Annotated in this window: 18 protein-coding genes; 6 read left to right on the top strand and 12 right to left on the bottom strand. The window is 75.1% G+C overall.

The features are described 5' to 3' along the window. Window positions 1-49 precede the first annotated feature (49 nt). Window positions 50-562: an Rv3235 family protein gene (locus HDA34_RS10930; RefSeq protein ID WP_063189509.1), complete on the top strand. Its 513-nt coding sequence runs from the start codon at window positions 50-52 to the stop codon at window positions 560-562. Between the two features lie 87 nt (window positions 563-649). On the opposite strand, the gene secA is transcribed toward HDA34_RS10930, so the two are convergent. From secA to HDA34_RS10870, 12 genes are all read right to left on the bottom strand, one after another. Next, entirely contained in the window at window positions 650-3,385 is a 2,736-nt protein-coding gene (gene secA, locus HDA34_RS10925; protein ID WP_069942064.1) for a preprotein translocase subunit SecA, read from the bottom strand. A gap of 174 nt (window positions 3,386-3,559) precedes the next feature. Then, entirely contained in the window at window positions 3,560-4,237 is a 678-nt protein-coding gene (gene hpf, locus HDA34_RS10920) for a ribosome hibernation-promoting factor, HPF/YfiA family (protein WP_060973936.1), read from the bottom strand. Window positions 4,238-4,386: 149 nt separating this feature from the next. Next, the gene (locus HDA34_RS10915) at window positions 4,387-5,184 is read right to left on the bottom strand and encodes a ComF family protein (protein WP_073117108.1); all 798 of its coding nucleotides are present in this window, start codon (window positions 5,182-5,184) and stop codon (window positions 4,387-4,389) included. 109 nt (window positions 5,185-5,293) lie between these two features. Next, complete coding sequence (locus HDA34_RS10910; RefSeq protein ID WP_073117107.1) at window positions 5,294-7,039, bottom strand: LpqB family beta-propeller domain-containing protein; 1,746 nt, start codon at window positions 7,037-7,039, stop codon at window positions 5,294-5,296. Continuing rightward, window positions 7,036-8,961 (bottom strand): MtrAB system histidine kinase MtrB, encoded by a 1,926-nt coding sequence (mtrB, locus tag HDA34_RS10905; RefSeq protein ID WP_073117105.1) that lies wholly within the window; start codon window positions 8,959-8,961, stop codon window positions 7,036-7,038. Before mtrB ends, HDA34_RS10910 begins: the two co-directional genes overlap by 4 nt. A gap of 4 nt (window positions 8,962-8,965) precedes the next feature. After that, window positions 8,966-9,646, bottom strand: coding sequence for an MtrAB system response regulator MtrA (mtrA, locus tag HDA34_RS10900; protein ID WP_060974204.1), 681 nt, complete (start codon window positions 9,644-9,646; stop codon window positions 8,966-8,968). A 152-nt stretch (window positions 9,647-9,798) separates the two neighbouring features. Next, window positions 9,799-10,914 carry a hypothetical protein gene (locus HDA34_RS10895; RefSeq protein WP_101967790.1) on the bottom strand — a complete coding sequence of 372 codons (1,116 nt, stop codon included), beginning with the start codon at window positions 10,912-10,914 and terminating at the stop codon, window positions 9,799-9,801. Beyond that, on the bottom strand, window positions 10,907-11,296 hold the full coding sequence (locus HDA34_RS10890) for a chorismate mutase (protein ID WP_060974202.1): 390 nt from the start codon (window positions 11,294-11,296) through the stop codon (window positions 10,907-10,909). The genes HDA34_RS10895 and HDA34_RS10890 overlap by 8 nt, the downstream gene beginning before the upstream one ends. 9 nt (window positions 11,297-11,305) lie before the next feature. After that, window positions 11,306-12,442 (bottom strand): tRNA 2-thiouridine(34) synthase MnmA, encoded by a 1,137-nt coding sequence (gene mnmA / locus HDA34_RS10885; protein WP_134377028.1) that lies wholly within the window; start codon window positions 12,440-12,442, stop codon window positions 11,306-11,308. Between the two features lie 55 nt (window positions 12,443-12,497). Further along, window positions 12,498-13,700 (bottom strand): cysteine desulfurase family protein, encoded by a 1,203-nt coding sequence (locus tag HDA34_RS10880; RefSeq protein ID WP_073117103.1) that lies wholly within the window; start codon window positions 13,698-13,700, stop codon window positions 12,498-12,500. A gap of 36 nt (window positions 13,701-13,736) precedes the next feature. Further along, window positions 13,737-14,426: a potassium channel family protein gene (locus tag HDA34_RS10875; RefSeq protein WP_061867007.1), complete on the bottom strand. Its 690-nt coding sequence runs from the start codon at window positions 14,424-14,426 to the stop codon at window positions 13,737-13,739. After that, entirely contained in the window at window positions 14,419-15,777 is a 1,359-nt protein-coding gene (locus tag HDA34_RS10870; RefSeq protein ID WP_162833775.1) for a TrkH family potassium uptake protein, read from the bottom strand. The genes HDA34_RS10875 and HDA34_RS10870 overlap by 8 nt, the downstream gene beginning before the upstream one ends. A 65-nt stretch (window positions 15,778-15,842) precedes the next feature. Here HDA34_RS10870 and folP point away from each other — a divergent pair, with 65 nt between their 5' ends. From folP to HDA34_RS10845, 5 genes are read left to right on the top strand one after another with little or no spacing between them, the layout of a single operon-like run. Beyond that, window positions 15,843-16,835 carry a dihydropteroate synthase gene (gene folP / locus HDA34_RS10865; RefSeq protein ID WP_061867008.1) on the top strand — a complete coding sequence of 331 codons (993 nt, stop codon included), beginning with the start codon at window positions 15,843-15,845 and terminating at the stop codon, window positions 16,833-16,835. Further along, window positions 16,832-17,623 (top strand): dihydrofolate reductase family protein, encoded by a 792-nt coding sequence (locus HDA34_RS10860; protein WP_061867009.1) that lies wholly within the window; start codon window positions 16,832-16,834, stop codon window positions 17,621-17,623. Before folP ends, HDA34_RS10860 begins: the two co-directional genes overlap by 4 nt. Beyond that, window positions 17,620-18,573 (top strand): J domain-containing protein, encoded by a 954-nt coding sequence (locus HDA34_RS10855; RefSeq protein ID WP_061867010.1) that lies wholly within the window; start codon window positions 17,620-17,622, stop codon window positions 18,571-18,573. Before HDA34_RS10860 ends, HDA34_RS10855 begins: the two co-directional genes overlap by 4 nt. Before the next feature lie 40 nt (window positions 18,574-18,613). Then, window positions 18,614-19,174: a tRNA (cytidine(34)-2'-O)-methyltransferase gene (locus HDA34_RS10850; RefSeq protein ID WP_061867011.1), complete on the top strand. Its 561-nt coding sequence runs from the start codon at window positions 18,614-18,616 to the stop codon at window positions 19,172-19,174. A gap of 7 nt (window positions 19,175-19,181) precedes the next feature. Continuing rightward, complete coding sequence (locus HDA34_RS10845) at window positions 19,182-20,612, top strand: anti-sigma factor (RefSeq protein ID WP_073117100.1); 1,431 nt, start codon at window positions 19,182-19,184, stop codon at window positions 20,610-20,612. The last annotated feature ends 16 nt before the right edge of the window (window positions 20,613-20,628 follow it).

Here is a 20,628-nt window from a genome sequence, read left to right as displayed (position 1 = left end):
ATCCACGACCCTGCACTCCCCCGCTTCGCCTCGTCCTCAGGAGACCGCCATGACCGCCCTCGCCACCCGCCCCCGCACCGCGTCCGCCCGGCGCACCGCCGACACCCTCCTCCACGGGCCCGCCCACAGCCCCGCGGTCCTGCCCCGCGGTGAGGAGATCGCCCGGCGGGCCCGCACCGAACAGGGGCGCGAGGAGCTGCGCCGCGTCCGCTCGCTCGCCGCCGTGATCGCCGTCGCCTGCGTCGAGGTAGAGACGGGCCGCCGTGCCCTGCGGGACCTCTCCGCCTGGCTCTCGCCCGAGGTCCTGGACAAGTTGACCCGTCGCATGGAGCTGCTGGGCGCCGTCGCGCCGACCGGGCCCGGTCGACGGCCCTCCGCGGCCGTCCCGCCCCGGACGCCCGCGTCCGCACCCCGCCCGGTGGGTGCCCGCGTGTGCGAGGTCGCGCCCGGCCGGGTGGAGGCCAGCGCGACGGTGCTGTGGGAGGGCCGGGCCCGGGCCTTCGCGCTCCGACTCGAGCGGCGGCTCAGCCGGTGGAAGGTGACGTCGGTCGAGATCGGCTGAGCCGGATCGCCCCGTCGGACTGACGATCGAGGGCCCGGAGACCTGGAGGTCTGCGGGCCCTCGTGCTGCGTCGTGGCGGGATGCCGGTCAGCCGCGGCGGCCGCGGCGCTCCGCCTGACGGCGGGAGCGGCGGTTCGTGCCCGCCGCGACCGTGGCGCCGGAGTCCGTGCCACTGCGGGTGACCGCGCTCTGCCCGTCCTCGGACGGACCGGTGAAACGCAGCTGCGCCGGCTGCTGCGGGGCGTCGATGCCCTCCACGGAGATCTGCGGTGCCATCGTCACGGCGCGGGCGTCCTTGACGCCGGGCAGAGACGTCGGCGCGGGGGCCGCACTGATCTGCGCCTGGAACAGCGTGCGCACGGCGTCCTCGCGGATGGCGGCGAGCATGTTCTGGAACATCGTGTAGCCCTCGCGCTGGTACTCCACGAGGGGCTCGCGCTGGGCCATCGCGCGCAGCCCGATGCCCTCCTTGAGGTAGTCCATCTCGTAGAGATGCTCCTGCCAGCGGCGCCCGATGGTGGCGAGCACCACGCGACGCTCCGCCTCGCGCAGTGCCTCGGATCCCACCTGCGCCTCCCGGTCCTCGTACGCCAGGAGCGCATCGGAGACGAGTTCGCGCTTGAGGACCTCGGCTTTGAGCCGGCCCCGGCCGCCGACCTCGTCGAGGACGTCCTCCTGCGAGATGCCCACGGGGTAGAGCTCTGCCAGGTCCCGCCACAGCTGGTCGAGGTCCCAGTCGGTGGCGTGGCCCTCCTCGGTGGCCGCGTCCACGATGTTCCCGACGGCGTCCTCCACGAAGCGGCGCACCCGGTCCTGCAGGTCCTCCCCCTCGAGGATGGAACGGCGGTCCGTGTAGATGGCCTCGCGCTGGCGGTTCATCACGTCGTCGTACTTGAGCACGTTCTTGCGCTGCTCGGCGTTGCGCCCCTCGACCTGCGCCTGCGCGTTCTGGATCGCCTTCGAGACGAAGCCGAACTCGAGCGCCATGTCGTCCGGGATCGACGGGCTGTTCATGATCCGCTGGGCCACGCCCGGGTTGAAGTTGCGCATGAGCTCGTCCGTGAGGGAGAGGTAGAACCGGGACTCGCCCGGGTCGCCCTGACGGCCGGAACGACCGCGCAGCTGGTTGTCGATGCGGCGCGAGTCGTGCCGCTCGGTGCCCACCACGTACAGGCCACCGGCCTCGATGACCGCACGGTGCGCGTCCTCCACGGCGGCCTCGGCCTGCGCCAGCACCTCGGGCCAGCGGGCCTCGTACGCCTCCGGGTCCTCGGCGGCGTCGAGGCCCAGTTCCTGCATGCGGGCCACCGCCGTGAACTCGGCGTTGCCGCCGAGCATGATGTCGGTGCCGCGGCCGGCCATGTTGGTGGCCACGGTGACGGCGCCCGGGCGGCCCGCCTGCGCCACGATGGCGGCCTCGCGAGCGTGGTTCTTCGCGTTCAGGACCTCGTGGCGGACGCCGCGCTTGGCCAGCAGCGTGGAGAGGTACTCGGACTTCTCCACCGAGGTGGTGCCCACCAGGACCGGCTGGCCCTTCGCGTGCCGCTCGGCGATGTCGTCGACGACGGCGTCGAACTTGACCTTCTCGTTCTTGTACACCACGTCGTTGCGGTCCACGCGCTGTCGCTCCCGGTTCGGCGGGATCACGACGACGCCGAGGCCGTAGGTCGACGTGAACTCGGCGGCCTCCGTCTCGGCGGTGCCCGTCATGCCGGCGAGCTTCTCGTAGCCACGGAAGTAGTTCTGCAGGGTCACCGTGGCCAGCGTCTGGTTCTCGGGCTTGACCTCGACGCCCTCCTTGGCCTCGATGGCCTGGTGGAGCCCCTCGTTGTAGCGGCGTCCCTTGAGCACGCGGCCCGTGTGCTCGTCGACGATCTGCACCTCGCCGTCGAGGACCACGTAGTCCTTGTCCCGCTTGAACAGCTCCTTGGCCTTGACCGCGTTGTTCAGGAACTGGATGAGCGTGGTGTTCTGCGTCTCGTACAGGTTCGTGATGCCGAGGTGGTCCTCGACCTTCTCGATGCCGGGGCCGAGGATGCCGACGGTGCGCTTCTTGTGGTCCACCTCGTAGTCCGTGTCCGCCTCGAGGCGGCGCACCAACCGGGCGAACTCGCCGTACCACCGGTTGGCCTCTCCCTGGGCGGGGCCGGAGATGATCAGCGGGGTGCGGGCCTCGTCGATGAGGATCGAGTCCACCTCGTCGACGATCGCGTAGTGGTGCTCACGCTGCACGAGCTCGTCGAGGGACCAGGCCATGTTGTCCCGGAGGAAGTCGAAGCCGAACTCGTTGTTCGTGCCGTAGGTGATGTCCGCGGCGTACTGCTCGCGGCGTACGGCCGGGGTCTGGCCCGCCACGATGACGCCCGTCTGCATGCCGAGGAAGCGGAACACGCGGCCCATGAGGTCGGCCTGGTAGGAGGCGAGGAAGTCGTTGACCGTCACCACGTGCACGCCCCTGCCGGACAGCGCGTTGAGGTAGGCCGGGGCGGTGGCCACGAGGGTCTTGCCCTCGCCGGTCTTCATCTCCGCGATGTTGCCCTGGTGCAGCGCGATGCCGCCGAGCAGCTGGACGTCGTAGTGCCGCTGGCCGAGCGTGCGTCCCGCGGCCTCCCGGACCGCGGCGAACGCCTCCGGCAGGAGCAGGTCCAACGACTCGCCGTCCGCATGCCGGGCCCGGAGCGCATCCGTCTCGGCACGCAGCTCCGCATCGCTGAGTGCCCGGAAGTCGTCCTCGAGGAGGTTCACGGCGTCCACCGTGGCCTGCATGCGCTTGAGGACGCGGTTGTCCGAGATCTTCAGGACGCGGTCGATGATCGAAGGCACTGGTTCTCTGCTCCCTTGCGGTGTGGCCGGGGCGGGACGGGATGCCCCTCGCGCTCGGCCGTGGCGCGGTCTCCGGGACAGTGTACGGGCCGAGTCCGGACGGGCCGCGGCGCCCGTCCCGGAGGGGACGGGCGCCGCGGCGTCAGCAGGTCGTGGTCGACGTCGGCGGGGCGGTCAGTCCTCGCGCGCCTGGTAGGCCCGCTCCCCCTCGGAGGCGGAGACGTGATCCTGCGGGAGGGACTCGTCCAGGCGGATCACGCCGTAGCTCCAGCCCCGGCGGCGGTAGACCACGGAGGGCACGCCGGTCTCGGCGTTCTGGAAGAGGAAGAAGTCATGGCCCACCAGCTCCATCGCGTCCACGGCCTCGTCCACGCTCATGGGGGTCGCGGGGAACGCCTTCTGACGGATGCGCACCGGGGTGCCCACCTCGGGGGCGTCCTGCTCGGCGGCCTCCTCCGCGGCCAGCGCGGCACCCGACGGCGGCAGCGGCGGCACGAATCCGACCTCGCCCGCGCCGCGGGAGGCGCCGAGCTTGCCGTGACGGCGGTCCTTGCGGCGGTCGCGCATGCGCCGCAGGCGCTCGGCCAGTCGGGTGGCGGCCTGGTCGAAGGCGACCAGCTTGTCGTCCGCGTCGGCCTCGGCCCGCACGACGTCCCGCGGGCCACGGACCGTCAGTTCCACGCGGACCGTCTCGTCCGAGTGCTTGTGGTGGGAGGACTTCGTCACGCGGACCTCGAGCGTGTCGGCGCCCTCGGCGAGCGGCTGGAGGCGCTCGGTGCGCTCGACGACGTGGTCGCGGAAGCTCTCCGGGAGCCTGAGGTTGCGGGCGATGTAGCTGACATCCATGGTCATGGCGTCCTCCTGGTCCGACTCTCACGGGTCCGGCCTCGGGAGGGGAGGTGCGCCTCGGTGTCGCGTCCGCAGGGCGGCGGCGGGTCCGAGGGTGCGACCTCCTTCCAACCGTCGGCAGGACGGGAACCGTAGGGGCGATTCCGTGCCGTTCACCCTACCCGGGGGCCTGGCCGGGGGCCAGGCTCGGCGGGGTCCCGCGGCGGGGCCACGGCCGCGAGCACGACGGCCCCGACGGGGTGCCCGCCGGCGCGGCGCACCGCCTCCGCTAGCGCGGCGAGGGTGGCGCCGGTGGTGAGGACGTCGTCCACGAGCAGGACGGGCGCGCCGGCCGGCAGCCGCCCGGCGACGACGCGCCAGTCCCGGGCCCGCCGGCGGCGCTGGCCCGCCCCGGCGCCCGCGTGGGACGGGCCGCCGCCCCGGAGCGTGCTCGCGCGGGGCAGCAGGCGCGCACGGACGGCGTCGGAGACCAGCCACGGCGCCGGCAGCGCCCGGGTGAGCTCGGCGAGCGGGTCGTAGCCACGCCGTCGGAATCCGGCCGCGCCGCCCGGGACCGGGACGAGCAGGGCGTGCGGCGCCCCGGGCAGGTCCGGCTCGAGGCGCGCCGCGGCGACGGCCCGGCACAGGGCCTCGCCCAGCACGCCGCGCAGGTGCAGCGCGTGATGGTCCTTGAACGCGAGCACGGCGGCCGCCAGCGGGTCTGCGTAGCGCCCGGCCGCCATCACCGGCAGGGGAGCGCCGCCGGGGCCCAAGGGTAAGGCCGGGGCGTCCTGCTCCGCCCGGAAGGGCCGGGACAGGACGGCGGTCAGTCCCTCCGCGCAGGCCGGGCAGAGCCGGTGACCCGGCGCGGCGCACACCGCGCACTCGGCGGGCAGGACCAGGTCGGCCAGGGCCCGACCGAGGGTGCCGAACACCGACGGCGGGGACGGGGAGGACGGCGGGGAACGCATGCAACGAGTCCACCGCACGCCGCCGCCGTCCGGGCGCCGGGGCGAGCCGCTGTGCGGGCCGGGGCGGCTGTGCAGGAGTGGACGACGGGGCGGCGGGCGCGAGCTCGGCTCAGTCCGGGAACGAGAGGTCGCGCACCCCGCGGTCGAGCTCCTGCGCCCGCCACGAGGAGCCCACCAGCAGGAACACGAGCTCCTCCGTCTCCGCGTAGTAGGCGCCGTCGTCACCGGCGGAGATCCCCCGCAGACCGCCCAGCGGGTTGAGCTCCCGGACGGTGCCGTCGATCGAGACGATCCGCGGCACCACGCGCTCGTCGGGCTTCTCGGCGTACGCCGAGACGAGCAGGTTCGTGTCTCCGGCCCACTCCACCGAGTCCTCGGAGCCGGAGGAGGGCAGCAGGATCGGCTCGGTCAGGGCGTTCGGCACCCCGTCCGAGCCGCGCACGACGCCGGACACGCGCAGGGTGGTCCGCTGGCCGTCGTCGACGAGCATCGCGGCCTGGGCCCCGCTCCGCGACAACCGCAGGTCGACGATCCGCTCGCCGGGCCGCAGCCAGGTGGCCGTCACGATGCGCTCCTGCCCGCCGGGCTGGGCCGGGACGGCGCGGATCCGCGAGGTCGTCTCCCTGTCGGCCGCCCACACCCAGCCCAGGAGGTCCAGTGACGGGACGGTGAGCCCGGTGCCGCGCAGCATCTCCCGCAGGGTGCCGTCCGTGCCGGCGACGTGGACCGCCGTCCGGTCACGGGTGACGAACACGAAGCGGCTGCGGTCGCCGGACATGGTCGGGCGGACCGGATCGAGCGCGGTGACGTCCGGGGCGCCGCCCACCGGCGTGACGCTGGTCCCCTGCACGTACACGAGTCCGCCCGTCGCCGTGTCGATGCCCACCTGGACTGAGCCGACGGCGGGGTCGGTCTGGACCGGGGCGGGGCCGTCGTCTCCCGACGTGGACAGCTGGGCGCCGGCGACGGTCACCTCGACCTCCTTGACCGATTGGAGGCCCGTCAGGGTCAGCTCCAGCTGCTCCCGCATGCGGTGCCGCCGGTCGGCGTCGGCCCCCTCGGCGGCCGCCTGGGTGAGGTCGACGTGGGCCACGCCGTCGTCGTCGACGGGCACCGTGGGCGCGGCCAGGTCGGTGCCGGTGCGCAGCGGGAAGGCCGTGTCCACCGCCCCGGCCAGATACGGTGCCGGCCCGCGCAGGAGCGCTCGCGTCACCGCGGTCACGGTGGTGCCCCGATTGACGAACCACCGCACGTCCGGCACGACGTAGCGCTTCGCGGTGTCGTAGAAGGCGAGCTCGTGCGGGGCGAACAGCTGTCCGAACTGCGCCTGGGAGAGCAGCGTGCCGTTCTCCGTGGACGTGATCCGCATGCCCTGCGGCCGTTCCTGCACCGTGACCGCCCAGGCCCGCGTGGTCCCCGGCGGCACGATGGTCCGCAGGCCGTACTCGTCGATCTCCGAGTCGACCTCGACCTGGATCTGGTAGTCCCCGGCGCCGTCGCCCCGGGTGATGCGCGGCTCCGCCGAGTACACGAGGGTGCGCTGCCCGGGCGTCCACTGGGTGGCCGCGGGCCCGTCGAGGAACTCGCGCGCCACCGCGTAGTCGTCCTGCGGGCTCGTGCCCGCGAGCAGGAAGCCCCGGATGGCCTCCTCCGCCGTGTCCGACTCGGCCGGTCCCGGCGGATGGAACTGCGGCGCGTCGGCGTCTGCGGTGGCCCCGTCGACCGGGTCCGCGCTGCGCACCTCGGAGCTCTGGGGGATCTGAGTGCAGCCGCTGAGGGCGAGCATCAGGGCGACGATCACGCCGACGACGGCGAGCCGCGGCGGGCGGGGCGACTGCGGATCCACGGTGGTCATCGGGCCTCCTCGGCCGGGTCATCGCCGGTCGGGTCCCCGGGGGCCGACCCGTGGGCGGGATCCTCCGCAGGGACCACGCGCACCGGCCTGGTCGGTGCGGTCAGGGCCTGCTCGGCCTGGCGCGCGGACGGCGGGGCCGCCGTGGCGACGTCCGCGACCGTGCCGACGGCGTCGGCGTCCGCCTCCTGCGGGACGGGCCGGGACAGGTCATCGGCGTACCGGCGGTCCGCCGTGCTGTAGCGGGGCGGAATGGGCAGCACGGAGCGGCCGATCGGCTCAGGGGCCTCGGCGCCCTGCACGGCCGGGCGCGGCGCCCGCGGCAGGGTCACCATGAAGGTGGACCCCTCCCCCAGCTCGCCCCACGCCTCGAGCCGACCGCCGTGCAGCCGGGTGTCCTCGGTGGCGATCGCCAGACCCAGTCCGGACCCGCCGGTGGTGCGCTTGCGTGAGGGGTCGGCGCGCCAGAACCGGTCGAACACGCGCTGCACCTGCTCGGGGCTCATGCCGATGCCGTGGTCCACGACCGCGAACGTGACGGCCTCCTCGTCGGCCGCCACGAGCACGTCCACCGGCCGGCCCTCGGCGTGCTCGATCGCGTTGTTCACCAGGTTGCGCAGGATCCGTTCGATCCGCCGCGGGTCGACGTGGGCGACGTGGCCGTCGGCGCGGTCCCGGTCCATGGGCACCATGTACACGGGCACGCCGATCTGATCGGCCAGCGGCTGAGAGGTGAGCACGACGTCGCGGGCCAGCTCGAGCATGTCCGTGGCCTCGAGGGCCGGGGTGGCGGCGCCGGCGTCGAACCGGGTGATCTCCAGCAGGTCCGCGAGCATGGCCTGGAAGCGGTCGACCTGGTGGTAGAGCAGCTCGGTCGAGCGTCGGCTGACCGGGTCGAAGTCCTCGCGTGAGCCGTACAGCACGTCGGCCGCCATCCGCACGGTCGTCAGCGGCGTGCGCAGCTCATGGGAGACGTCCGAGACGAACCGCTGCTGCATCTGGGACAGCTGGGCGAGTTGGCCGATCTGGTCCTGGATGCTGTCCGCCATCCGGTTGAAGGACATGCCCAGGCGGGCCATCTCGTCCTCACCGTCGACCGGCATCCGCACCGCCAGGTTGCCGCTCGAGAGGGACTCGGCCGCCCGGGCCGCCTGCTGCACGGGCAGGGTCACATGCCGCGAGACCCACCACGAGACCAGCACGTTGATCACCAGGAAGCCGACGCCGAACACCAGCAGCACCCCGAGCACCGAGTCGAGCGAGCTCTGGACGTCCGCGAGGTCGTAGACGAGGTAGAGCCCGTAGGTGGCACCCGGGGGCAGCACCACCTGGGCGCCGAACACGAGGCCGGGCCGGGTGCCGCCGCCGGGGTTCGGCAGCGCCACGCTCGCGTCGTACACGCCCGGCCCGGAGGCGACCGCGTCCTGCAGCTCCTGGGGGATCACCGCGGGATCGAGCCCGGCGGAGGAGATCGTCCCCACGTACGCGGACTCGGAGTCCGGCAGCGGGGCGAGGTGGTAGCGGCGGCGGATCGTCGTGCCGGAGTCGCCTTCGAGGGCGCGCAGGGTCTGGGTCACCAGCACGTCCGTGCTCTGCGCGTCCGTGGCGGTGGTCTGCGCGAACGTCTCGCGCACCTGGCTCAGGCCACGGCGTGCCTCGGACTGGACCTGCTCGTAGCGGGCCTCGAAGAGGGCCTGGGTGATCTGCTGCGTGAGGAACGCGGCGACCACGAGGCCCGCGAGGATCGAGAGCAGGGCCGCGAGCACCGCCGTGCGCAGCCGCAGGGACCGACGCCACCGGCGGCGCAGCGCACGCCACGCGGGGCCGGGGCCCCACGACCGTGGGCGGGCGGCGGCGGGCTCGACCGGCTCGGCACCGGACTCGGCCGCCGGGGCCGCGCTCACATCCGGGCCGGACACGGTCATGCGCTCAGCCCTGGCCGGCCTTGTACCCGACGCCGCGGACGGTCAGCACGACGCACGGGTTCTCGGGATCCGGCTCGACCTTGGAGCGCAGGCGCTGGACGTGGACGTTCACGAGCCGGGTGTCGGCCTGGTGCCGGTAGCCCCAGACCTCCTCCAGGAGCATCTCGCGAGTGAAGACGTGGCGCGGCCGCCGGGCGAGGGCCACGAGGAGGTCGAACTCCAGCGGGGTGAGGGCGATGCCGACGCCGGCGCGGGTGACCTGGTGGCCCGCCACGTCGATCTCGAGGTCCCCGATGTGCAGGACCTCCGCCGGCTTGGCCTCCCCCTCACGCAGGCGCGCCCGGACGCGAGCCACGAGCTCGGCGGGCTTGAACGGCTTGGGCACGTAGTCGTCCGCACCCGACTCGAGGCCGCGCACCACATCCGCCGTGTCCGACTTGGCCGTGAGCATCACGATCGGCACGTCCGACTCGGCTCGGATGAGCTTGCAGACCTCGATGCCGTCGATGCCGGGGAGCATGAGGTCCAGCAGCACCAGATCGGGGCGCTCGCGGTGGAACGCGGGCAGTGCGGAGGTGCCGTCTGCGGCGAACGTCGGCTCGAAGCCGTCGTTGCGCAGGACGATGCCGATCATCTCGGCCAGCGCCTCGTCGTCGTCCACCACCAGGATCTTGGCCTTGCCCATCCTGACCTCCTCGTCAGCGCTCCCCCCGGCGCCGCGGGCGGGACCGGCCCCGGGCACAGGAAATTTTCAGGATCAGCCCGATGATACCCGCCGGGCGGGCCCGTCCCCGGCGGACGACGCCGGAGGTCGCCCCGGTCTGTCGGGGCGCCGGCTCAGCCGCGCAGCTCGGCGAGCCGTGCGGTCAGCTCCTCCGCGTCCCGCCGCAGAGTGCGGAGCACGGCGGGGTCGTGCGACCCCGCCGCCGTGAGGCCGACGTCGCCCACGCGTCCGGGGTCCACCCCCAGCCGTTCCCACGTGCGGACGACGTCGACCGGACGCACGCCCGGCTCGGGGGCCAGCGTCAGCCCGCGCCCGATGTCGGCCCAGCCGGCCGCCGCCTCCCACGCCTCGCGGGTGCCGGGCGTGCCGTCCGCGCCGTCGTCGAGGGCGCCCACGCCCACCACGAGGGAGACCGGGGCCGGGACGGGCGCGTCCGCGGCTGCGTCGGGCCTGGGCAGGGACTCTCCCGTCAGCGTCGCCAGCGCGGCGGGCCCGGGCAGCTCGGCCCCCGGGGAGGCGGCGCGGCGGCCCGGTGCGAGCCACACCCGGGCGACGTCGGGCAGGGCGGTGAGCCCGTCGAGGGCGGCGCGCCACAGCCCGCGGGCCTCCTCGCGCGGCAGCGACCGGACGGTGCGGTACCCGCTCGCGGTGGGCAGGGTCCCGGCGAGGACGGCCGCCGCCCACGGCTCGTCGACGACGACGCCGAGGCGTCCCGCGCCGGTGGCCCTCCGGAGGCGGGGCAGGGCGTCCTGCAGTCCCTCGAGATAGGACTCGGCGACGTCGCGGCGCGCGCCGTGGTCGCCGAGGACGCGCTCTCCCCCGGGCAGCCAGAGGCCGGCGAGCAGGCTGAGCGGGCCGCGCACCCGCACGGCCAGACGTTCGACGACGGCGCCCTCGGCCCCCGCGGTGTCCGCCCAGCGGTGCGCGTCCTCGTGCCAGAGGGAGACGGCGCGGCGTCGGTCACGGCCGGAGCCGGCGGCCCCGGGCGGGCTGACCCGCCAGCCGTGCGGCTGCAGGTCGACGGCCAGCTCCTGCAGGAGGGCGGCCGAGCGGCCGGTGGCGTCGGCGCCGGGTCCGCGATCGGGCAGCTCGGGGAGCACCGGCCAGTGGTCCGCGCCGAGTTCGCCGAGCGTGACGAGCTGCGCCTCGGCGACGTCGGTGCCGCGCCACGGCGTGCCGCCGAGGGCGACGGGGCCGGTGGCGCCGTCGTCGTGGGCGGCCTCAGTCATCCGCGTCCCCGGGGCTCTCCCCCGGCTCCGCCTCGGCGTCCGGCCGGCCCTCGGCCGCCAGCGCGCGGTGGTGGCGGATGACCTCGGCGATGATGAAGTTCAGGAACTTCTCGGCGAACGCGGGCTCGAGGTCCGCCTCGAGCGCGAGCCGGTGCAGCCGCGCGATCTGGGCGGCCTCACGCCCGGGGTCCGAGGGCGGCAGGTCGTGCCGGGCCTTGAGCGCGCCGACCCGCTGCGTGAACTTGAACCGCTCGGCCAGCAGGTAGACGAGCGAGGCGTCGATGTTGTCGATGCTGCCGCGGATCGCGAAGAGCTCGTCGAGGACCGCCGGGTCCGCGGTGCCGGGCAGCGAGCTGGCGTGGGGGTCGTAGTCCGGGCTCATGGCCGAAGCCTACGCATCCGCGGGGGCGGACAGCCGGGCATTGCGGGCGGTGTCGATGGTGGCCTGGCCGAGCACGCGGGTGCCTCGGTACAGGACGGCCGTCTGACCGGGAGCCACCCCGCGCAGGGGGCGCGCCGGCTCGATCTCCCACCCCGGGTGCCCCGCCGCGTCCGCGCGCTGGCGGGCGCGGGCCTCGACGATCTCGCCGTGGGCCCGGAACTGCAGCGCGCAGTCGAACCAGGCGCCCGTGCGGGCTTCGGGCACCGGGGCGCCGGCCCAGGACGGGCGGATGCCGGTGATGCGGTCGACGTCGAGCAGCTCGCGCCCGCCGACGACCACGGTGTTCTCCTTCGGCCGCACCTCGAGCACGAACCGGGGCTTGCCGTCGGGCGCGGGACGGCCGATGGCCAGGCCCTTGCGCTGGCCGACCGTGAACGCCTGGGCGCCCGCGTGGGTGCCGAGCTCCTGCCCCTCCGGGTCGACGATGGGGCCGGGGGCGAGGTCGATGCGCTCGGCGAGCCAGCCGCGGGTGTCGCCGTCCGGGATGAAGCAGATGTCGTGGGAGTCCGGCTTCGCCGCCACGGACAGGCCGCGCTCGGCCGCCTCGGCGCGCACGAGCTCCTTGGACGGCGTGTCCGCGAGCGGGAAGAGGCAGTGGGCGAGCTGATCCGCGGTGAGCACGCCGAGCACGTAGGACTGGTCCTTCGCGTCGTCCGCGGCGCGGTGCAGCTCCAGCGAGCCGTCCGGACCGGGCCGCACGGCGGCGTAGTGGCCGGTGCAGACGGCGTCGAAGCCCAGCTCGAGGGCGCGCTCGAGCAGCGCCGCGAACTTGATGCGCTCGTTGCAGCGCATGCACGGGTTGGGCGTGCGGCCGGCCTCGTACTCGGCCACGAAGTCGTCCACGACGTCCTCCGCGAACCGCTCGGAGAAGTCCCACGTGTAGAAGGGGATGCCGAGCCGCTCGCACGCGCGCCACGCGTCCGAGGCGTCCTCGATGGTGCAGCAGCCACGCGAGCCGGTGCGCAGGGTGCCGGGCATGCGGGACAGGGCCAGGTGGACGCCGACGACGTCGTGCCCGACGTCCACGGCACGCGCCGCGGCGACGGCGGAGTCGACTCCCCCGGACATGGCGGCCAGGACCTTCACGGGCGGACTCCTCTCTCGACGACGGACGGGCGGGCGGGCGGGCGGGCGGTCCAGTCTAGACGCCCGGCCCCAGCAGCGTCCGCAGCGCGTCGATGAGCGCGGCCGCCTCGGCCGGCGTCGTCGTCCGGCCGAGGGTGAACCGCTGGGTGGCCCGTGCGTCGGCCTCCGTCCGCCCCGGCAGGGCCGCGACCACGTGCGACGGCTCGGCCACCCCGGCGGTGCACGCCGACCCGGACGAGGTGTCCAGTCCGGCCATGTCGAAGGAGAACAGCAGCGCGTCCGCCGTCCGGCCCGGCACGGTGATGTGGACGTTGCCGGGCAGTCGGCGCGTCCCCGGCGGCAGCGGCTCCCCCGTCGCCGGGTCGAGGTCCCGCGGCCCGGTCAGGCGCACCCCGTCCAGGGCGTCGACGGCGGCGATCACCTCGTCCCGCAGCCCGCCCAGGCGGGCGGCCTCGGCGGGCTGCTCCGCGACGGCCTCCGCCACGGTGGCCGCCAGCGCGGCGGCCAGGGCCACCGACACCGTGCCCGAGCGCAGGCGGCGTTCCTGGCCGCCGCCGTGCACGACGGCCTCCAGCGTGACGTCCCGGCGCACGAGCAGGGCGCCGACCCCCACGGGGGCGCCGACCTTGTGCCCCGAGACGGCCAGGGTCGCGGCCCCGGACGCGGCGAAGTCCACGGGCACCGCCCCGAGGGCCTGGACGGCGTCGGTGTGCAACGGGACCCCGTGGTCGGCCGCGAGCCGGGCGGCCTCCGCGACGGGCTGGACCGTGCCGATCTCGTTGTTGGCCCACATCAGCGTGGCCAGGGCGGTCCGCTCGGGCGCGGCCGCCAGCGCGGCCCCCCATGCGGCGAGGTCGACCCGCCCGTCGTCGTCGACCGGGACGAGCACCGGCTCGGCGCCCTCGTGCGCGGCGAGCCAGTCCACCACGTCGAGGACCGCGTGGTGCTCGATGCCGGTCAGCACGATCCGGGTGCGCTCCGGCGCGGCCGCGCGGCGGGCCCGGTACAGCCCCTGGACGGCGAGGTTGTCCGCCTCGGTGCCCCCGGACGTGAGGATCACCTCGGAGGGGTGCGCCCCGAGCGCCGCGGCGATGCGCTCCCGCGCCTCCTCGAGGTGCAGCTTGGCCCGGCGGCCGGAGGCGTGGAGGGAGGCCGGGTTGCCCGGCAGCGCGGCCGCCTCGGCCAGGGCCGCGAGCGCGGTGGGGCGCACCGTCGTGGTGGCGGCGTGGTCCAGGTGCACGCGGTCCGGGGTGGTCACCCGGCCAGTCTAGGAGCCGCGCCGGATGTGCCCGGATCAGTCCCGGGCGAGGAACCGCTCGACGTCGCGGGTCGGGCCCACCAGGAGGATCGTGTCCTCGGGCTCGAGGACGTAGTGACTCGGCGGGTAGAGCCACGTGCCGCGGCTGCGGACCGCGACCACGCGCATGCCCCGCTCCCCCGCGAGCCCGGTGGCTCGCAGGTCCCTGCCCAGCAGGCGCGACGGCGGCGCGGCCCGGACCATGGCCAGGCCCGGCTCGACCTCGACGAAGTCCTGGAAGGACGTGCTGACCAGGTGCGCCACGCGGCGGCCCATGTCCCGCTCCGGGTGGACCACGTGCTCCACGCCGAGCTGACGCAGGATCTCGCCGTGGCGGTCGTCATTGGCCTTGGCCCAGAGCTGGTGCGTCCCGAACCGCCGCATCAGCGAGACGGTGAGGATCGAGTCGGCGAGGTCGCCGCCGATGGCGACGACGACGTGGTCCATCTCGTGGACCGAGAGCTGGCGCATCGCCTCCTCGTCCGTGCTGTCCGCGCGGACGACGTGGGTCAGCCGGCCGTTGAGCGCCTGGACGGCCTCGGCATCGGCGTCGACCCCCAGCACGTGGCAGTCGGACTCCATGAGCTCGCGGGCGACCCCTGAGCCGAACCGGCCGAGCCCGAGGACGGCCACGGTGGGGCGGTCGCCCCGGCGGGGGGCGAACAGGGAACGGGTGAGATCAGCCAATGAGGGGCCTCTCCTTCGGGTACTCGAAGTGGCGGGTGCGGTCGGTCAGGGCCAGGCTGCCGGCGACGGTGGCGGGGCCGATGCGGCCGACGAACATGAGGAGCATCAGGATGCCCTGCGCGGCCGGCGGCAGCTGGGCGGTGATGCCGGTGGACAGGCCCACCGTGCTGAACGCGGACACGCACTCGAACAGGATCTGGTCGGTCGTGAACGAGGACAGGCCCATGAGCGCCATCGTGGCGACGGCGATCGCGGTCGCGGAGAGCATGATCACGGTGATCGCCTCGCGGTGCGTGGTCCGGGAGAGCCGGCGGCCGAACGCATGGACGGCGCCCTCCCCCCGGATCTCCGCGAGCACGATGAACAGCAGGACGCTCGCCGTCGTGATCTTCACGCCCGAGGCGGTGCCGGCGGGGCCGCCGCCGATGAACATGAGCACGTCGGTGGCGAAGAGCGTCACGGGGTGCATCTGCCCGTAGTCCAGGGTGTTGAAGCCGGCGGTGCGGGTCGTGACGGACTGGAAGAACGCCGCGAGCACGCGCGAGGCCGGGTCCAGACCGCCCAGGGTCCGCGGGTTGGACCACTCGAGGACGAGGTACATGAGCGTGCCGCCCACCAGCAGCACCGCGGTGCCCACGAGCACGAGCCGGACCGTGAGGTTCCACCGCTCGGGTCGGCGCAGGTCTCGCCGCAGGGTCAGCACGACCGGCAGGCCCAGGCCGCCCAAGATGATCGCCGCCGCGATCGGCAGGCAGATGAACGGGTCCGAGACGAAGCCCATGAGGTTGTCGCTGAACAGCGCGAACCCGGCGTTGTTGAATGCGGAGACCGCGTGGAAGACCCCCTGCCACAGTGCCTGGCCCGGGGACATTCCCGCGCCCAGCCAGAAGCGCAGGCTCAGCAGCAGCGCCACCGAGGCCTCGACGGCCGTGGAGTACAGGATCAGGGCCCGCAGCACCCGGGGCAGGTCCCCGATCCCCTCGGCCCGGGTGGAGGCCGCGGCGTCGAGGCGCTGGGTGAGGCCGAGCCGCCGGAGGATCACCAGCCCCAGCAGCGACGTGAACGTCATGACGCCCAGGCCACCGAGCTTGATGAGCGTGAGGATCACGAGCTGACCCAGGGGTGTCCAGAACGTCTGGGTGTCCACGACGCCGAGGCCCGTCACCGTGGTGGCGCTGGTCGCCGTGAACGCGGCCTCCAGCGGGGTGGGCGCGCGGCCCTGATACGAGGCGGGCAGCAGCAGTGCGCCGGTGCCCGTCACGATGGCGACGAGGAAGGACCCGACCACGAGCTGGGTCGGACGGATGCGGGGCCGGCGCGGGCCGACCCGCGGCGACGAGGTAAATGTCACGGGAGGGAAACATAGTCCTTCCGGGGCGCACTGTCACCGTGCGGCGCCGGTGGTTGAATGGCCGGGTGCCGACCCCCTCCGTCCCGCTCGTCCACCCGGTGCACCGGTTCGCCCACCACGAGATCGACTTCCGCCGCCGGATCGTCACGATGGCCGTGGTCAACCGCACCCCGGACTCCTTCTATGACGACGGCGCCGGCGCCGTCCTCGAGGACGCCCTCGCCCAGGCCCACGCCGCGGCGGACGCCGGAGCCGAGTGGGTCGACGTCGGCGGCGTGCCGTTCGCGCCCGGGGCGGAGCTCGACCCGGCCGAGGAGGCGGCGCGGGTGGTCCCCCTGATCGCGGCCCTGCGGAGCGGGGACGGGGCCGGGTCGTCCGAGGCGTCACGCCGGCTGATCCTCTCGGCGGACACGTTCCAGCCGGCCGTGGCCGAGGCGGCCCTGGCCGCGGGGGCGGACGTCGTCAACGACACCACGGGGCTGTTCCACGCGGACCTGGGCCGGGTGGTGGCCGCCGCGGGCGCGCACCTCGTGGTCACCCACTCCCTCGCCCACGTGCGCGGACCCCGGGCCGTGGTCCCCCGGCCGACCTATGGCGACGTCGTCACGGAGGTCCGCGACCACCTGCGGCGCACCGTCGACCGGGCCGTGGCGCTCGGCGTCCCCGAGGAGAGGATCGTCGTGGACCCCGGCCACGATCTGAACAAGAACACCCGGCACACCCTCGAGATCACGCGGCGGCTGGACGAGATCGCCGCCCTGGGGCTGCCCGTGCTGGCCGCGGTCTCGAACAAGGACTTCATCGGCGAGAGCCTGGACCGGCACCGGCACGAGCGCCTGCCCGGCTCGCTGGCCGCGGCTGCGGCCTGCGTGTACGGCGGCGCCCGGATCCTGCGCATGCACGACGCCGACGCCTCCGTCTCGGCGGCCCGCATGCTCGAGTGCGTGTTCGGGTGGCGTCAGCCGGCGCGCCTGGTCCACAACATGGGCGCGGAGAACCCGCCGCCGGACCGCAGCACCCTGGCCGGACACCGCGCCCACCGCGGGGGGCGGGCATGAGACGGCTGACCGAGACCGGCCCCGAGCTGGACGACGACGCCCTCCGCGCCGCCCTCGCCGCGCCCCCGGCCGAGGACACCGGCCCCGGACCCTGGGTCCGCGTCGTGTTCATCGCCTCCGCCGACGGCGCGGCCACCCTGGACGGCCGTGCCGGCGGGCTCGGCTCCCCCGCCGATCAGCGGCTGCTGTCCCTGTCCCGGCACGACGCCGACGTCGTCCTCGTGGGGGCCGGGACCATCCGCGCCGAAGGCTACGAGGGACCGCTCCTCTCCGAGGAGGACCGGCGTCGACGCGCGGCGGCCGACCGGCCTGCCGACCCGCCCGTGGCCGTGGTCAGCGGCAGCCTGGACCTGGACCCGGAGTCCGCGTTCTTCACGGCCGCCCCGGTCCGCCCCTGGATCCTCACGTCCCGGGCTGCCCTCGCGGCCGAGCCGGAGCGGGCGGCGGCGCTGGCCGCGCGCGCGGACGTGCTGGCGGTCGGCGAGGAGCACGTGGACCCCCAGACCGTGGTGGCGACCCTGCACGCGCGCGGCGCCCGCGTCGTCCACTGCGAGGGCGGACCGCGCCTGTTCGGCAGCCTCGCGGCGGCCGGCCTCGTGGACGAGGTGCACCTCACCGTGGCGCCGCTGCTGGCCGGACCCGCCGCCGGCCGCGTCCTGACAGGCGAGGACGGCCCCGGCTTCCCCGCCCGGCTGCAGCTGGTCCAGGTGCTCCACGACGACGGCATGCTGTTCCTGCGCCTGCACCACGAGCGGCGCGCCTCCCCCGGCCCGGACGCCACGCCGTGAGCGCGGCCGAGGAGCACCGCACCGCCTACGAGGTCCTGGGCGTGCCCCGCGACGCGACCGCCGAGGAGGTCCGGCGGGCCTACCGCCGCGCGGCCCGGGCCGCGCACCCCGACGTCGGTGGCGACCCCGCCGCCTTCCGGGCCGTGACGCGGGCGTGGGACCTGCTCGGCGACGCCGAGGCCCGGCGCCGGTACGACCTCTCGCTGCCCGACCCGGACGTCGGTGCCCGCGGCCCCCACGCGACGGCCGGATCAGGGCGGGCGAGACCGTCGGGACGGTCCGGACCCGGCGGACGTGCCGCCCGCCCCGTGCGCTACGAGCCCCCGCCCGGCGAGGCGGAGACGGACCCGACCGTGCTGGACCTGCCGCGATCGAGCCAACGCGTCCACGGGGCGCCGCGGCCGCGCGGGATCCTGCCGGACGAGCACCGGGTGCTGCGGCAGGCCCGCACCCTCGACGTGCTGCTGCGCCACGTGGCGGACGCGCTGCCGGCCGCCCGGGTCCTGACCGGGCTGCGGCTGGGCGGGCGCTGGGGACGGCACCTCGACGTGGACCACGCGGTGCTGTGCGGCCATCGCCTGGCGCTGATCGGCTCCGTCATGGTCCCGGAAGGGACCTACACCTGGGACGGGGCGGACCTGCGCTCCCGGGGCCGTCCCGTGGCCCCGCCGCTGCTCGGCCCCGCGATGATGGCGTGGCAGCAGGCCCTGCCCCAAGTCACCGTCGGCGGATTCGTGCACGTGATGACGGACCGCGACGCGCGGCACGCACCCGTGATCCGCCACACGCGCGGCGCCGACGCACCGGAGGCGCAGGCCGACCTGCTCACCGCCCCGCCCGCGCCCGGGATCGCGTTCGCGCGCGAGGTCGCGCTCTTCCTGGGCACCGGCACGGACCCGGATCTCGTGGACCGGCGCGCGCTCGGCGCGCTGGTCGGCCGGCTCCACTGAGGCACGTCCCCGCCCGGCGGCGCCCCACTAGGCTGGGCGCGTGCCCGACTCCCCCACCCCACCCCGCCCGAACCCGCACGAGGGCGCCGACCGCGCCCCGGCGCCCGGCACCCCCGGCTTCCGGATCCTGCTGCTCACCCCGGAGATCCCCGGCAACACCGGCAACGCGATCCGGCTCGCCGCCCTCACGGGGGCCGAGCTGCACCTCGTGGAGCCGCTGGGCTTCGGGTTCGAGGACGCCCACCTGCGCCGCGCCGGTCTGGACTACCACGACCTCGCGGTGGTGACGGTGCACCCGGACCTCGACGCGGCCCTCGCGGCCCTCGCCCCCGCCCGTGTGCTGGCCTTCACCGCGCGCGGGTCCGTGCGGCACGACCGGGTCGCCTACCGGCCCGGCGACGTGCTGCTCTTCGGCCGCGAGTCCACCGGCCTGCCCGAGGAGGTGCTGGCCGATCCGCGGGTCACCGAGACCGTCGGCCTGCCCATGCAGCCGGCCCGTCGGTCCCTGAACCTGGCGAACGCCGTCTCCATCGCCGTGTACGAGGCCTGGCGCCAGCACGACTTCGCCGGGTCCGCGGCCCGTCCCGATTCCCTAGACTGAGGCCACCATGCAGACTCCTGACGCGCCCGAGCCCCACGTCGACCGCCCCGATGACGCCGGCCAGCCCGCCCTGGACACCCTCCTGCGCCGCAGCGCCGAGGGTGACCGGGCCGCGTTCTCCGCGTTCTACGACGCCACGGTCCCGTGGGTGCACGGCCTGGCCGAAGCGATGTTCGGCCCCGGCGACGACGCCGCCGCGGCCACGGTCCGCACCTACCTGACGGCGTGGGAGGAGGCCTCCGAGGCCGGGCTCGACCTGAGCGAGCGTGACGACGCGACCCACCGTGAGCGCCAGGTGTTCACGTGGCTCGAGGTCCTCGCCCACCGCGTGATGACCTCGCTGCGCCGCGCCGGTGGCTCCGCGGCGGAACGTGGGCGTCGTCCCGGCCCGGCCGGGCCCGCGCCGCTGCCCGAGGACCTCGTCGGCCGCGTGGCCCCGGACGCCTACGAGGCCGTGCGACTGGCGTGGCTGGGCGGCTGCACCGACCGGGAGGTCGCCGATCGGCTCGGTCTGCCGGCCGACGAGGCCCGCACCCTGCTGCGTGACGGCGTGCGGCAGGTCGTGGCGGCCCGCCGCGACCTCACGCAGGACGCCGCCCGTCCGTCCGCGCCGGCCCCGGCGACCGGCCCGGCACTCGGCGCGGACGTGCGCGAGGACGTGGACGCCGGCCGCACACTCGAGCTGGCCGACCTCTCGGCCGTGCACGCGCTCGACACGGCCGGGCACACCGCGGCCTTCTCCGCCGTGCAGCGGCGGGGCGGCGAGCTGGCCCGGTGGCGCTCCCGGGTGGACGGTGCGCGCCAGGCGGTGGCCTGGGCGTTCCGGTCCGTGACGGCCGAGCCGCCGTCGGCCCTGCTCGACGAGGTCCTGCGTCGCCTGCCCGCCCAGGACGTGGGCATGGACCTGATCGGCGACGAGTCCGCCCCCGCCGGCCCGCCGCGGGACCGCCTGCGCTGGCTCAAGGTGACCGCCCTCCTGCTGCTCGCGGCCCTCGTGCTCGGCGTCGGCGGGTGGACGGTGTGGAGCCAGTTCACACGGCCGGGCATCGTGCACCGCATCGACCAGTCGAAGGACCTGTTCACGACCTCGGAGTACCCGGCCCAGGACGGCGGCACGGTCCAGGCGTTCCTGTCCCGGGAGCAGAACAGCGGCTACCTGACGATCAGCGGGATGCCCCAGCTGCCGGAGGGTCAGTCCTACCAGCTGTGGCTCTACCCCTCGGACGGCACGGCCCCGGCCTCGCTCGGCACGTACGACGCCAACGGCTTCGGCGAGCCCATCACCTTCCGGGGGCTGGACCGCTTCGCGGCGATGGGCATCTCCGTGGAGCCCAGCTCGGGCTCGGAGGTGCCGACGTCGGAGCCCGTCGTCGGCGTGGACCTCGACCCCACCGCGCAGACCGGCCCGCGCTACGGCGGTCGGCCGAGCACCAACTGAGATCCCCCGCAGGGGG

It is taken from the genome of Micrococcus luteus (genome assembly GCF_014138885.1).
Taxonomy (GTDB): Bacteria; Actinomycetota; Actinomycetes; order Actinomycetales; family Micrococcaceae; genus Micrococcus; species Micrococcus luteus.
The sequence above is the reverse complement of the archived record's forward strand: the minus strand, read 5'-3'. Positions and strand labels throughout refer to the sequence as shown.